Below are 15,712 nucleotides of genomic sequence, written 5' to 3'. Positions count from 1 at the left end.
ATTATAAAATATATCCATATAAAATTGTCGCAACAAGCGTAGTAGTTAAACCAACACATATTTCAAAAGGCATTGCTTGTGCTCTTTCTTTGAAGGACATATGCATACTGTGTGCAGTGATATGAAAATAATTTCCTTGTGGTACTTGGTCGATGACAGTTGCTCCAGCCTGTACCATTACTGCTGCAGCTAAGGCAGTAGTGCCAGTTTGTAAGATTGCATTTCCAAAGGAACCAGTAGTTACAATAACAGCCGTTGATGTTGAACCGGTAGCCAAACCCATTAATATACCTGATAGTGGGGCAAGAAGAGTCCCAGAAATTTTCATATCTGAAATCAAGTGTACAACTTGTATTGATAAATCAGATGTAGAAATCAATCCCGCAATAGCTCCAGCACCGATTAAAATTAAAACTGTATCAGTTACACGACTCAAGCCATTAGTCATAAACTTAGGAATCTGTTTCCATTTTCCCATAGCAATAGCTCCAATAATTGAAGCTATCGGCAAAACATAAAAAGCATCTATTGAAATGTTAGCCAAAAAATTAATATGAAGAGCCTGACCAATTGGTCCAATCATCAATAAAATAATTGCTAAAATAGGTGCACATAGCGCTTGAAGCAGGGAAATATCTGTAATCTCTTTGGGAGGCTCAATATCTGACGCTGTAACAGCGCTTCCTTTTTTCTTAATTAGTGAAGCAACTAAAACTGCTACAATTAAGCCAAAAATTGCGGGAATATATCCTGCAAGCATGACATTGCTCAGTGGAACTTTAAAACCATTTGCTGCTGCAATAGTATTAGGATTAGGCGAAGCAATATTACCTGCCTTGCCGCCACCTGATAAAGCAACAAGCAATGCTAACTTACTAATATGCATTCGCTTGCCAACTGAAAGTGCAATTGGTGCCACAATTAAAACAGCTACTGGGATAAAAACACCTACAGCAGTTAAAATCATTGTTGACAATGCCAAGGCAAGCAATGACATTTTATCACCAAGTTTTGAAACAATTTTATGAGCAATTACATCTGCTGCCCCTGATTCCATCATTACACCCGCTAGAATGCCAGCTGTCAAAACTCTGACTGCTGTACCCATAATACTCTGAGTTCCATTAATGATAACCTGTGTTGTTTGTGCAATTGACGCACCACCGAATAGACAACCTACAATTGCTCCAATAAATAAAGAATATACAGGATTTACTTTTTTAATAATTAAACAAATTGCAGCTAACAGCCCAAACAGTGCTGCAATCCACGATATTGTTAGACTTCCCATTAAGATTCTCCGTTTCATTTACTTTTTACATAAGCGCTTACAGTTTATAATATTAATTGATACGCATTTGTTTATCATTATGCAATTGCACAGTATTTTTTATGCATAAGTAGTTAGAAAGAGAATTGTATGAAATTAAAAACCCAACTAGCCCAAGATGTTGTAGATAATATGATGAAACAAATTCCATATAATATTAACATGATGAATGAGAATGGAATAATTATTGCAAGCGGAGACAAAAGTAGAATTGGGCAACTGCACTTAGGTGCTAAACAAGTAATTAAATTGGGTAAAACTTTACCAATGAAAATTTATCACGGCGAATTAGGTCATCCTGGGGTCAATATGCCAATTGAGTACCAGCATAGAATTATTGGTGTTATAGGCATTACTGGATCTCCCGATAAGGTTGTGCCGCTAGCATCTTTACTCAAAGTGGCAACTGAATTATTAGTTAAGCAAGCTGCCGAGCAAGAGAAAAAGGACGTTGCAAAATCAAAGTTAAATAGATTTTTATTCCGCTGGATTCAACGAACTGACGATTTACCAACTAAACTCAATCTTGAACTTGAAGCTCAACAATTACACATTGACTTAACAAAAGAAAGATATGTTATTGATTTCAAGGCTTCTAACGAATTAGCAAATAAAGTAAAATTGGGTTTTTCAGATTTTTTATTAAATCGAGCAGATGATACCCAAATTATTATTACTGAAAATATTGATATTATTAATCAATACTTAGCATTAGCTAAAAAAAGAAATATTTACATCGGTGTTAGCCAAAAAACGAGTAACGTAGCTGAAGCTTTTAGACAAGCAAGAGAAACAGTAAATTGGTCAACTAAGTTAAATATTTATTGTCAAAAATACGAGGAGGTTTCTTTTATTGATCATATTGCTGGCTGTGATCTTGATGTTGATAATATAATTGATAAATTAATAAATATCAGGCATTTCGAACAGGGAGAAGATTATCTATACAGCCTACTTCTATATGTTAGAAATAGCCAAATACTCAGTAAGGCTGCTGACCAACTATACATCCACAGGAATACTTTAGCTTATCGTTTGGAAAGAATTAAAAAAATTACGGGTCTTGATCCATGGAAAACAGAAGAATTATTCCAACTTTATATTGCATTAATAAAGATGCGGAATAAAAGCTAAACTAATTTTTTAAGATATTTATACAGCAAAAAAGCCTGAAATTTTCGCGAAAATTTCCAGGCTTAATCTTAAATAATTTTATCTATATTTATTTAATAATGCCAAAGCCGCCATTCCAATCAATTTTGCCACTTGCAGCTAATTTCATCTGCAAAAGCCCAAGTGCTTCAACCCGCTAATTGATCAATTATTGAATTTATAGCTCCGTAAGGAACTGCTAGGATTACAATATCACCTAATTTTTCAACCGAACTTGTAGAATCAACATAAGTGACAGTATTAGATATTTCTAAATTTTAAACGATAGCTTTTCCCATGTTACCAGTTCCAATAATAGTTATCTTCATAATAAGTTGTCCTTTCAATAAATATTTTTAATATAAATGATTATATACTCCTTACTTACTTTTTGAGAGTGAAAGTTTTAGGATATTTAATATAAGGAAGATCTTAGAAGTGCTACAAATAATATTTTTTGTTAAAATTACTGTAAAAGCGTTTACATAAAAATATAATCAACGAGGAGCTTATTATGGATGGTTTTATTGGTGAATTTTTAGGTACAGCGGTATTAATTACCTTGGGGACAGGAACAGGAGCGGCGATCAGTTTAAATAAGAGTCTAGCTAAAAAACAAAGCTGGCTATATGTAACATTAGCATGGGGTATGGCTGTTACCTTCGGAATTTACGTGGCAGCTAATTTCAAGGCGGAAGGTCATTTAAATCCGGCAGTTACTCTAGCTTTTGCTACATTTGGTTATTTTCCTTGGAGTCAAGTTATGCCCTATATTCTAGGACAATTCTTAGGTGCATTCGTTGGCGCCTTACTAGTCATTATTCAGTATTATCCTCATTTTAAGGCTACTAAGCCAGATGAGGGAAACACGGTTGGAATTTTTGCAACGGGACCAGCAATACCTAATAAATTATTTAATTTTCTGAGTGAGTTAATTGCTACATTTATATTTATTTTTGCTTTACTTAACTTAGGTGACTTTGACAAAGGATTAAAACCATTTATAGTTGGTTTATTAATTATGGTAGTTGGCCAATCATTGGGTGGAACAACCGGATTTGCACTGAATCCAGCCCGCGATTTAGCACCAAGATTTGCCTATACAATTTGCCCAGTTCCTAATAAGTCACGTTCAAATTGGTCATACTCATGGGTGCCTTTATTTGGACCTATTCTAGGCGGATTACTAGCTGGTGGGTTACAGTATCTGCTAACTAAATAAAAATATTGAATTACTAATCGTACTTTGACTTTCAATCAAGGTACGATTTTTGTATAGTGGGTTAATTTTAATCAATGTGCTGAGAGGGCGATTCTAAGGCCGAGTTCATCTTTAAAGGTCTAAAGTTATTAAAGCTTTGCTTCTTGTTTGCTAATTATTAATATCTCATAATTATACATTCAAATGTAAGAAAATAGGCATTTTCATACATTTAGATCCTTTAATATCAACTGTTGTGATATACTATTTTTTGGATAAAATAGACTTTTTATGAAGAAGGAATTATATGGTACACGTTGGAGAGCATGAACAACATAAGAAGAAAAAGATTTACCAATCAAGCCCATTAAGGACTAAGAAAGAAATTAAAGATATACGAGATGTTCTAAAATTACAAGGTAGTGACTTGATGACTACAGGCAGAATATCACACCGAAATTTGATGCTCTTTAACTTTGGCTGTGCGACAGGACTTCGAGCATCCGATATTGTTAAATTAAAAGTTAAAGATATTAAAGGTAAAGAAAATTTAGCCATTAGAGAAACTAAAACAGGTAAAATAAGTCGAGCCTTTATTAATGATGCCTTAGCTAAAGAGTTGAATGCTTACATTAAATTTATGCATCTTAAATCGAATGATTATCTATTTCCTAGTAGTAAGCATGGTTATCACGTTAGTACTACGCAAGTTTATCGCTTCCTTCAACAAGCAGGACATATGTTAGGTAGGGATGATATAACTACGCATACTATGAGAAGGACTTTTGGCTATCAATTCTATAAGCAAACTCATGATATTGCCATGCTACAAAAAATCCTAAACCACAGTTCCCCAGCAGTTACTAAGCGATATATTGGAATTGAACAAGAAGAAATTAATAATGCTTTGAGGAACTTCAGCATTTAACTAAAAAGGAAAAATCCATATTTCAAATTGCAATTCTGCAGCAGCTAATTATCAGCTAATCATCTTTTTGAACAAACTCAGCACTAGAATCGTCCTCTCAACATACAATTAAAGAAAGTAAGAATATCAATGAATAGAACAGAACCAGTTACATTAACAAATATGTGTATGATTAAAAATAAAGATAAGATCTTAGTTTTAAATCGTAATGATCCAGTCTGGCCAGGGATTACGTTTCCTGGTGGTCACGTTGAAGCACATGAATCTTTTCATGATTCTGTTGTCCGTGAAATTAAAGAAGAAACCGGCCTCACAATTAAAAATCCTAGATTAGTAGGTGTTAAGCAATTTTATGATAATAACCAACACCGCTATTTAGTGTTTTTCTACATTGCAACCGAATATACAGGTAAGCTGCAAGCAAGCAGTGAGGGTGAGTTAACGTGGCTGACAAAGGAAGAATTATTATATTCGCCTTTAGCGTATAATTTTGATCATGATCTCCCGGTATATTTTGATAAGAATATCAGTGAGCATCTTTTAGATGGTGAGCGGGATGAATTATTTTAGAACATTTTTTAAATTGTGCTACACTTAATCTAATTAGTTTAATCTATGGAGGGAAAAATAATGATATTTATGGTTATTATGATTATCTTAGTCATTGTCTTGCTTAGTTTCAGCTTTAAAGTGGTTCCACAAAATTATGTAGGATTAGTAGAAACTTTAGGAAAGTATTCTAAATCTGTTAATGCAGGTTTAACATTTATTATTCCCGTATTTCAAAATATTAGAAAAGTGAGTCTTGCCTTACAGCCTTATAAGATTTCTAAATATAGCATTATTACTAAAGACAATGCCGAAATCACAACTAGTTTAACGTTAAATTATCAAGTAACAGATGCTTACCGTTACTTCTATAACAACACTAACTCAGTTGAGAGTATGGTACAGTTAATTCGTGGTCACATGAGAGATATTATTGGCCGTATGGAATTAAACGAAGCACTGGGTTCAACTAGTAAGATAAATAATGAACTGTTCAAGGCAATTGGTGATTTAACAGATATTTACGGTATTACTGTCATTCGCGTTAATGTCGATGAATTATTGCCAAGCCCTGAAATACAAAAGGCAATGGATAAGCAGTTAACCGCTGACCGTGAAAAGACCGCTGCAATTGCTAAGGCTGAAGGTGAAGCACGCCATATTGAATTAACCACTAAGGCTAAAAATGATGCTCTAGTTGCTACTGCAAAAGCCAATGCTGAAGCTGTTAAAACGCAAGCTGATGCCGAAGCTTATAGAATTAACAAGCTTCAAGAGAGTCTAAATAAGGCAGGGGATGGCTATTTCAGAAATCAAAGCTTAGATAGCTTTAATAAACTCGCCGAAGGCCCGAACAATCTTGTTATTTTAGATAAGGAAGACATGACTGATTTAGGTAAGATTCCAGCTGTCAAAAAAATGTGGAATGCAGATAAAAAATAAAGAAATTAAAGTAGCGGCCTTATAGCCTTACATTAGTAGAATTATTTATTAGTTCACTTTCTTATTGTGTTATAGTTAATTTAAATAGAGATGAAGTGTCTAAAAAGTCCAGTTTTGGATAAATTTGAACAATAACAAAAATAAAATCGTTGATATATCAAACCAAGATTATCAACGATTTTTGTGATTTTACATTTTTTTCAGATACTTTTTAAGCCACTTTAACTATTGTGCAAGCTACGATAAGCTCCAGGCGTCATTTTATAATGCTTCTTAAAATTTCTAATAAAGTAGTCCACACTTTGGTAACCAATTTTTTCGGCAATATTTGAAAGAGTTAAATCAGTACTAAGTAAATAATCAACTGCATGTGACAGCCTAATATTATTCAACATTGTAGAAAAACTTTTGCCGAAAGCCTTATGTATCAAGGAACTTAAATAGCTTTCGTTATAGTTAAATGTTTTGGCTAAGTTGGCTAGAGTTATCCAATTATAATTTTCACCGATATAGTTAATGATAGGGGTTAAATTAGCTGTCTTATGCAATGAATCATGAACTGAAGATATTCCTTTTGCACGTAATAAATTAAAAAGAAATATTCTCAGCCAAGAGATCATTAATGAATCTGAGTACGTATCAGTTGGTATAAAACTTTCTTGCACTAATTGCTTAATAGAGCTTTTCAGTGCATCATTATCAGAAATTTGAAAAAGAAGATAGTTGGTTATCGCTTTTTCAGATAGGAGGATATGATTTATGAACTCGGCTATTAGATTATATGAATTAAGTTTAGAAGGTAGTACGTCAGATAGGGTTTTATTTCTAATTAAAATGCTTAAAGCGAATGAGTCATCATTAACAACTATGTTATGCATTGATTTAGGCGATATGAAACATACACTTCCACTCTTTAAATGGGTATGCTCCTTGCCAAAAATAAATTCAATTGATCCACTATACACATATAATATTTCGATGCAATTATGATCGTATAGATTATTCTTTAAACGATTTAGATGAAGAAAGGCAAAAATATCTTTATCTTCGGGAATTAAAGTACTATCTTCTTGATCTTTACTAACTAGTGAATCACTAACTACACTAGGATTTATTTCCGTATTAAGAATGGAATCTATAAATTCATCACTAGTTAGTGAAATATCACTTAAAACTCTGTTAGGTCTTTGAAGGTATTTTATTATTTCCTTGAAAGGAACTAATTTGTTTTCTTTATCACTTACTGCATATGCTGCCTTAAGCAATGTTGAATAAGTTAACTTTTTGCATAATTCATTTTTCATTTTATCACCTAAAAATAAGTCGATTATATCCAAAGAAATTACATTTTTATCTAGGCTTATATCAACTATTATAATATCAAAAAGCGATTACATATATAATTATGGAGGGTAAGAAAAATGAAATTTACAGAGAAAGTAAATATAATAGGCCAGAATATAAATAAAAATATTTATATTCATTCCATTTCTGCCGGTATTATGTCAATGTTTCCAATCTTGATAATTGGGGCATTTGCATCGCTATTTAGTGGTCTGTCTATTCCTACATATCAAGCATTTTTAAAAAGCAGTGGCTTAATAGTTGCTCTAAATGCAATAGTAAGTGCTACTACAAATATGTTAGGATTGTGGTTCACCTATGGTATTGCTAAAACTTATGCTGATGAACTAAATATAAAAAATAATGCAGTTCCAGTGTTAGCTCTAGCCTCGTACCTAATATTGTTACCTATTACAACAACCACCAAGATAGGCAATTACTTATCGTACAACTACCTAGGTACTAACGGTATGATTGTGGGAATGTTTGTCAGTATTTTAGTCGTCAAATTATATAAGTTAATTATTGATAAACATTGGACCATTAAAATGCCAAAAGGAACTCCAGATTATGTTTCAAATTCATTTACATCTCTGATTCCGGGTTTTATCGTCATTATAGCTGTATTTATAGTTAGATTATTATTCAACTTAACTCCATTTGGTAACATATTTGATTGTATATACCATTTATTGCAAGCACCACTATCTAACATCGTTGGTACCAATGTATTTGCAAACGTCTTTATAACTCTATTGGTCCAAGTTTCATGGGTTCTGGGTGTTCACCCTGGATATCTTCAATCAATGACTGCACCTTTAATGTTTCAATTAGATTCAGTTAACCAAGCTGCGTATGCCGCACACAGAGTTTTACCTAATATTAACGGGATGTCATTTAGTTATTCAATGACAATCGCAACATTTTATCCCGCAATTGCTATGGCAATTTTATTATTTGCTAAATCAGGTAGGTTAAAGACCGTTGGTAAAGTAGCAGTATTGCCAGCATTTTTTGGAATTGCTGAGCCATTATTATTTGGAATTCCAATTGTATTAAATCCATTATTTGCTATTCCTTGGATTATTGCTCCATGTGTTAACTTTATTGTCGGCTATGCAGCTGTAAGTATTGGATTAGTCAGCCATTATGTAGGTGTAACAGTATTTAATGTTCCGATGGTATTTACTGGTGTACTGAACGGTAGCTTTACAATTGCAATTCTTGAAGTTGTAGTATTTATTATTGATGTACTTATCTTTTTACCATTTATTAAGTCTGCAGATATAACTTATCTAAAACAAGAAAATAAAGTAGATAAGAAAGCATAATAGGTTAAAATAATGAAATTACAAAATTTTAAAGGTTGGTTAAAAGTCAATAACACTATTATTGTAGATGAAACTGATCAAGAAGTAATTCTACGTGGAATAGCCTTAGCAAATCTATTTAGCCTTGAAGGTTATCTACTTGGAAGTTCAAAATTTGGTACTGATATAGGCACCTTTACTAGAGCTCAACCTATGGATCGAGGTAGAACATTCGATGCGGCTATTGAAGAATTAGCTGGTGCAGATTATGCAGAGTATTTTCAAAAGCAATGGCTGCGTAATTATATAACCAAAACTGATATTCAAAAAATCAAAAAGCTAGGCTTTAATTCAATTCGTATACCACTATCAGCAAGATTATTTCTAAAAGAAGAGGCTGGCTATCATTATATTGAAGATAATTTTAAACTATTAGATGAAATTATATCCTGGTGTAAAGAAAATACTCTGTATGTCATCATTGATATGCATGGTGCACCGGGAGGACAGAGTGGTGTATCTTGTGATGATGGCTTGGCCAATGTACCATATATGTTTTTACAAGCAGATTATGAAGAAAGATGCCTACAACTATGGGAAAAAATAGCTGCAAGATATAAAGATGAACCAAGTATTGCTGGATATGAAATATTGAATGAGCCCTTATGTATGCCAAAGTGGGACTACTTAATTCCTAAGTTAAAGCAATTTTATGATACGGCTGTTAAAAGAATTAGAGCTATTGATCAAAGACACATTTTATTCTTGCAGGGTCATAGATTTGCCACTAGGCTGGAAGTTTTCGATCATGACTATGATCCTAATTTTCATAATTGGGTAATAACTACTCATTTATATGAAAGATTGCCAGATATGCAAGTATTCGGTCCAATGCTATCCAAAAGTAAAGAATTAAATGTTCCTGTCTGGATTGGTGAAACCGGAGGCAGTACACATGACGATTCTATGGCAGGTTATCATTGGATGAGTATGACTTATGAATATGCTCTAGAATATCATATTGGTTTTTGTATTTGGACTTATAAATCAGAAAATAGTGCAGCATGGTTATGTAGATATACCAATCCTCCGAAGTTCAAGCTATTAACTAACTACTTCTATAAAGGTTCCCCCAAACCTACATATGAAGAGAGTCAAAGTATATTAAATGAATTACTTGCAAATATAAAATTTGAAAATAGTGAGTTCAATCCCAAAAGAATAAAATCTATTATGCAATCCCCCGGCGTTGAACTTCTAGCAATTGGTTATGATCCCCAACATAACCATTCTGGTAATTGGTCTTATGCAAGTAGTGATGGCTTTAGGAGAGAAGACCATATGCACTTAGTATATGAAGCAGACTATCAAGAAAGTGACTCAAATAAAAGTGAAAAGTACGGCAATTTAGAGCATTCCCTACTTCGCTTATCAAAAGATGAGTCTGCTTCGTATACTTTTAGGGATATAGATAAGTCAACAGTAATTAGTATAGTCTACGAAAATGCCCAAGATGCTGAATTAATAATTAGCTTATCAGATTATGATTATAAAACCTTAACACTTAATGGTTCTGGTCAAAAAGAAATACTCCATGCATCCCCCACAAAAGTATTAACAGTTACTCTAAAGGTACAAGATGGAGTATTAGATCTAAAGAAAATAATTAGTAACTACGAATAGTAAAGGACACTAATATGAAAAGAATTTTAGTACGTGCAGATGATTTAGGTTATTCAAGAGAGGTTAATTATGATCCCTAACTGGTCAAATTAATTCAGCATTCTGAAGATAAGGAAATACCAATGACGGTCTGCCATCCGGGATATTTAGATCAATATATCCTAAATACATCAAGCTTAACTACCCATCGTACTTAAGAGGTGAAAATGGCGATGAGTTCTAAAGCTAAAAAATTAATTACAGACAATAATATTCACTTGTTACGTTATAGTGAATGTAAGTAACAATATAGTAGCATTTTTCAATGAGAATGCTACTTTTTATATTGGCTTAATTCGGTTAATATTAAGTGTATAGAGATATTTAAAAATGAGGAATTAAGTATGGAATCTGAAGCAACAATTGAAAACAATCTAATTCATCAATTAATACATGGGGAATCCCAATGGACTTTGCGCGAAGATTTAAAAAATGAAGAACAACTATGGGATAATTTTTTCAAAATTTTAATACATAATAACTTAAATTTATTGGCAGATAACCCATTAACTGAGAATGAAAAAAGAATTATCAGATCCAAAATTGTTAAGCCATCGTTCTATAAAAGTGCAGAATGGCTTGCTGGGGCTAATGGGCAAGTTAGAATAGCTTTGCAAAGAGATGATACAAGCTTAGGAACTGCAGATCTTTTAGTTATTGATAATAATGATATCGCTGGTGGTAGCTCTGTTTATGAAGTAGTTCACCAAATTAGTCTACATAAGCGTGATAATATGAATCAAAATAGACGCTATGATGTAACCTTGCTAATCAACGGTCTGCCGTTAATTCACATTGAATTAAAGAATAAAAATCATAGTACTAAAGAAGCCTTCAATCAAATTCAAAAATATATTGATGAGGGGATGTTTAATGATATATTTTCAAATATTCAGATGTTTGTCATCTCTAATGGAACAGACACTGAATACATAGCAGCAAATCAGCAACTTAAAGAAAAATTTTTAACACATTGGGTTGACGAGGACGATTGCTACTACTGGCATATTGCACCATTTGAAAAGGGCGGCAGCTACTTAATTGAGCCAATTAAGGTTAAAGGCCAGCTTAAGTTATTCAATGTTGATGACAAGTTAATCAGGAAGGCTCCATTTGATAAAGTTAACCACAATAATCCTAGATTTGAAAAATGGTGGAATCAACATATTCAGCCATTAATCTATAAACCAGAAAAGAAGGTCTACATAGATTTTGATAAATATCTTCGTCAGAAGGTTAGGATAGTTGATATTGACAATCAAAAATTTGTTGGTCAAGTAATTGACTATGACACTCCATCTGATTCGCCTGATGGGCTGTACTGGCTAGATGTAGAAGTACTAAATTTTGGCTTACTGGATATTTCTGAACCAGATATTAAGTCAATTGAGATTATTGATTAGGATAGGAAGTGAATGCTAAATGCTTTACAAGCAAATCGAAAAGAACAAGCGCAATACCTGGATTATTCTAAGTATCTTCTTGCTTTTATTAATTGCTGTAAGTTTGTTAATTGGCTATTTTTCTTCTAAGCTAGCAATTACTTTTTTAGTCTTTAGCATAATTTATGTGACTTGGACGTATTTTCGCACGACTAGTCAGTTGCTGAAAGTCACCGATGCTAAAGAAGTAACTAAAGAGAATAATCCCCAAATCTATGAAATGGTTGAAGAATTGTGTCTAGCTGGAGGGATACCAATGCCCAAGATTTATATTTCTCCAACCAAAGATGTGAATGCTTTTGCAACTGGATTTAGTCCTGATCATGCTAGCTTAGTGCTGTATCAAGGACTATTGGACATAATGGATAAGCGTGAGGTTCAAGGGGTAATTGGTCACGAGCTGTCGCACATCAGGAACTACGACATCCGGATTACGGTCTTATCTAGCATTCTGGTTAATCTAATCCTCTGGACAGGCCTAGGAACATTAATCATTGGCTGGACAATATTTAATTCAGAAGCGCGCGGCTGGGTAGCATTTATCTTTAAGCTTTGTGGCTTGATGATATTAATGTTTGGTTTAATTGTTAGCGTCTTTGCTATTCCAATTGCTAAATTACTTTCTCTATTGATTTCTCGTCAAAGAGAATACTTAGCAGACGCTGGTTCAGCTGACTTAACCCGCGAGCCATCAGGACTAATTTCTGGTCTAGAAAAGCTTGAAAAGTTAGAAAAAATGCCAAATTCAAAAACTTCTGAAGCCAGTCTACTACTCAACAGCTTGTATTTTAATTCTGGTTCAATTTCCAAGTGGTACGATAGATTATTTTCTGACCATCCACCGCTAGACAAGCGAATTCAGAGATTAAAAGACAGTGCGAAGTCTTGATACGTGGTCTATGAAAATTAAGCCGCATATTAATTATGTTGAATAAAGATGAACATTACAGGTATATGAAGCAGAAAACTTGTCAAATCCCAGATTGTATGGTTAAATAATAAAATAAATAGGGAGTAATCGGCATAAATTGTACTTATGGCGTCAAAACGAAATCTAATTTCCGCTATAAGTTTAAATGATGAGACTATTGACTAAACGATGTTTAGCCAGTAGTCTCTATTTTTTTGCCTAATTATTCATATAAGGAGGCTTTAAATGGAATTTTATCGACAGACGAAAAGTAAGATAGCTAAAGAGTTAGGTACTAACTTTGAAAAGGGGCTTGATAGTCAAGTAATTCAAGAAAAGCTAGCTAAAGTTGGTCCCAATGCTTTAGTAGAAGGAAAGAAAAAAGGTGTCCTTCAAGTCTTTTTAGAACAATTTAAAGACTTGATGGTTATCATTTTGATAATTGCAGCTATTATTTCTGCTTTTACTGGTAGCTTAGAAAGCACACTGGTAATCATTGTGGTTTTAATTTTGAATGCAATCTTAGGTACAGTTCAACACGTTAAAGCAGAGAAGTCACTTGAATCTTTAAAATCATTATCTGCACCTACTGCTAAGGTTATTCGTAATGGTCAAAAATCTGAAATTGAAGCTAAGAACTTAGTACCTGGCGATATTCTTTTATTAGAAGCGGGTGACATGGTTACAGCTGATGGTCGCATTTTAGAAAATGCTTCTTTACAAGTAAACGAAAGCTCATTAACTGGTGAATCTACTAATGTTGATAAGCTTGATACTCAATTCGACAAGGAAGTACCACTAGCTGATCGGATGAACATGGTCTACTCAAGTTCGCTAGTAACTTATGGTCGTGCAACAGTTGTAGTCACTGCTACTGGGATGCAGACAGAGATTGGTAAGATAGCATCCCTAATGAACGAAACCAAAGAACGCCGTACACCACTGCAAGTATCACTTGATCAGTTCTCATCAAGATTAGCAACTGCTATCTTGGTCTTATGTGCCCTAATCTTCGGTATTCAAATGTGGCGCGGTCAGCAAATATTAGATTCACTGTTGTTTGCAGTAGCATTAGCTGTAGCCGCAATTCCAGAAGCATTGAGTTCTATTGTAACTATTGTACAGGCAATGGGAACACAAAAGATGGCTAAAGAGAACGCCATTATTAAGAACTTGGCCGCCGTTGAATCATTAGGCTCAGTATCTGTAATCGCTTCAGATAAAACTGGTACCTTAACCCAGAACAAGATGACTGTAGAAGATATTTACATTGGCGAAAAGGTCTTGAAGCCGCAAGAATTAAACCTAAGTAACCAATTACATCGCTACTTGCTATACGATGTAGTTTTAAATAATGATTCTAGTTTATCAGATGGTAAGGCAATAGGTGATCCAACTGAATCAGCCTTGCTTGAAATGTACCGCCAAGTACCAGGCATTGACTTGGGGAACGGTGTTTTAGGCTTGTCAGAACAGGAACTGCGTGAGCATGCGGGCAGGTTAGAAGAGGTACCATTTGACTCAGATCGTAAGTTAATGAGCACCAAGCACTTGATTCACACAGTACCGACTATCTTCGTTAAAGGCGCAATCGACGTCTTACTTAAGCGTTGTATCAATATCCGTCTTGATAATGATACAATTCGACCAATGACTGATGAAGATCGCAAGAAGATCTTGGAGCAGAATAACCGCTTCTCAGAAGCTGGTCTACGTGTTCTAGCATTTGCTTATAAAGAAAGTAATGAAGAACTTTCAATTAATTCAGAAAATGACTTAACATTTATTGGCTTGGTGTCTGAAATGGATCCACCTCGTCAAGAAAGTGTAGCTGCTGTTACTAGAGCTAAGGAAGCTGGTATCAAGACCGTAATGATTACTGGTGACCACAAAGTTACTGCTGTAGCAATCGCCAAAAAAATTGGTATCTTTACCGACGGTGACATGGCGCTAACTGGCCTTGAATTAGATACTTTAAATGATGATGAACTTGATCAAAAGATTGAAAAAGTTTCGGTATATGCTCGTGTATCACCTGAAAACAAGATCAGAATTGTTAATGCATGGCAAAGAAAAGGTAGAATCGTATCAATGACAGGTGATGGTGTTAATGATGCCCCTGCCTTAAAGAAGGCTGACGTTGGTGTTGCCATGGGAATTACTGGTACTGAAGTATCTAAGGATGCTGCCAGCATGATCTTAGCCGACGATAACTTCGCAACAATTATTAAAGCTGTTGCCAATGGCCGTACAGTTTACGAGAATATCAAGAATGCAATTGGTTATTTATTATCAGGTAACCTTTCAGCTATTATTACGGTGTTGTTTGCTTCACTTGTAGGCTTACCAGTACCATTTGTTGCTGTTCAACTATTATTCATTAACCTAGTAACTGATTCACTTCCAGCTTTAGCGATTGGGATGGAACCTGGTGACCCAGATATTCTAAAACGCAAGCCCCGTGATCCTAAGGAAGGTATCTTAAATAAATCATTTGTTAGTCAAATAGCTATTCAAGGCTTATTGATTGCTATTGCTGTTATTAGCGCCTTCTTACTGGGTCTAAAAGATAGTCCTGCTACAGCTACTACCATGGCATTCTCAACCTTAACCTTCGCTAGGTTATTGCATGGCTTCAACTGCCGTTCACAACATAGTATCTTCAAGATTGGCTTTAAGAATAACTGGTACAGTCTAGCTGCCTTTGCAGTAGGTACTATCTTGTTAGCACTTATCTTGCTTGTTCCAGGATTGCACAGCTTGTTCGCTGTAGAAACATTAAGCATGCAAGAATTATTGATAATTGCCGGATTAGCACTAGTTCCAACTATCTTAATTCAAATCTCTAAGATTATTAGACACTAAATATAAATACATCAAAA

The 15,712-nt window shown here is 34.2% G+C and carries 11 protein-coding genes and 1 pseudogene; 10 read left to right on the top strand and 2 right to left on the bottom strand.

All coding sequences use genetic code 11. The features are described from left to right. Position 1: 1 nt before the first annotated feature. Positions 2–1,291 carry a GntP family permease gene (locus J2Z60_RS01775; protein WP_209685789.1) on the bottom strand — a complete coding sequence of 430 codons (1,290 nt, stop codon included), beginning with the start codon at positions 1,289–1,291 and terminating at the stop codon, positions 2–4. Between the two features lie 129 nt (positions 1,292–1,420). On the opposite strand from J2Z60_RS01775, the gene J2Z60_RS01770 reads away from it, so the two are divergent. From J2Z60_RS01770 to J2Z60_RS01750, 5 genes are all read left to right on the top strand, one after another. Beyond that, positions 1,421–2,464, top strand: a complete 1,044-nt coding sequence (locus tag J2Z60_RS01770; RefSeq protein ID WP_209685787.1) for a CdaR family transcriptional regulator — start codon at positions 1,421–1,423, stop codon at positions 2,462–2,464. 532 nt (positions 2,465–2,996) lie between these two features. Then, positions 2,997–3,704 carry an MIP/aquaporin family protein gene (locus tag J2Z60_RS01765; protein ID WP_209685785.1) on the top strand — a complete coding sequence of 236 codons (708 nt, stop codon included), beginning with the start codon at positions 2,997–2,999 and terminating at the stop codon, positions 3,702–3,704. A gap of 286 nt (positions 3,705–3,990) precedes the next feature. Further along, entirely contained in the window at positions 3,991–4,611 is a 621-nt protein-coding gene (locus J2Z60_RS01760) for a tyrosine-type recombinase/integrase (RefSeq protein WP_209685783.1), read from the top strand. A gap of 129 nt (positions 4,612–4,740) precedes the next feature. Continuing rightward, positions 4,741–5,181, top strand: a complete 441-nt coding sequence (locus tag J2Z60_RS01755; RefSeq protein ID WP_209685781.1) for an 8-oxo-dGTP diphosphatase — start codon at positions 4,741–4,743, stop codon at positions 5,179–5,181. Between the two features lie 60 nt (positions 5,182–5,241). After that, positions 5,242–6,102: an SPFH domain-containing protein gene (locus J2Z60_RS01750; protein ID WP_209685779.1), complete on the top strand. Its 861-nt coding sequence runs from the start codon at positions 5,242–5,244 to the stop codon at positions 6,100–6,102. A gap of 221 nt (positions 6,103–6,323) precedes the next feature. Here the strand turns inward: J2Z60_RS01750 and J2Z60_RS01745 are convergent, their stop codons facing one another. Beyond that, positions 6,324–7,406, bottom strand: coding sequence for an AraC family transcriptional regulator (locus J2Z60_RS01745; protein ID WP_209685777.1), 1,083 nt, complete (start codon positions 7,404–7,406; stop codon positions 6,324–6,326). Between the two features lie 117 nt (positions 7,407–7,523). Between J2Z60_RS01745 and J2Z60_RS01740 the strand changes: the two genes are divergently transcribed. The 5 genes and pseudogenes from J2Z60_RS01740 to J2Z60_RS01720 all read left to right on the top strand — a co-directional run bounded on the left by J2Z60_RS01740 (position 7,524) and on the right by J2Z60_RS01720 (position 15,695). Then, on the top strand, positions 7,524–8,777 hold the full coding sequence (locus J2Z60_RS01740; protein ID WP_209685775.1) for a PTS sugar transporter subunit IIC: 1,254 nt from the start codon (positions 7,524–7,526) through the stop codon (positions 8,775–8,777). Positions 8,778–8,789: 12 nt separating this feature from the next. Further along, on the top strand, positions 8,790–10,439 hold the full coding sequence (locus J2Z60_RS01735) for a glycoside hydrolase family 5 protein (RefSeq protein WP_209685773.1): 1,650 nt from the start codon (positions 8,790–8,792) through the stop codon (positions 10,437–10,439). A 383-nt stretch (positions 10,440–10,822) separates the two neighbouring features. Continuing rightward, positions 10,823–11,470 (top strand): annotated as a pseudogene (locus tag J2Z60_RS11075) (type I restriction endonuclease); the annotation flags it as partial. A 430-nt stretch (positions 11,471–11,900) separates the two neighbouring features. Next, positions 11,901–12,809 (top strand): M48 family metallopeptidase, encoded by a 909-nt coding sequence (locus J2Z60_RS01725; RefSeq protein ID WP_209685769.1) that lies wholly within the window; start codon positions 11,901–11,903, stop codon positions 12,807–12,809. 267 nt (positions 12,810–13,076) lie between these two features. Next, positions 13,077–15,695: a cation-translocating P-type ATPase gene (locus tag J2Z60_RS01720; protein WP_209685767.1), complete on the top strand. Its 2,619-nt coding sequence runs from the start codon at positions 13,077–13,079 to the stop codon at positions 15,693–15,695. Positions 15,696–15,712 lie beyond the last annotated feature (17 nt).

Origin of the sequence: Lactobacillus colini (genome assembly GCF_017874575.1) — a bacterium.
Classification (GTDB): Bacteria; Bacillota; Bacilli; order Lactobacillales; family Lactobacillaceae; genus Lactobacillus; species Lactobacillus colini.
Note: the sequence above shows the minus strand (reverse complement) of the source record. Positions and strands in the feature narration are given on the sequence as shown.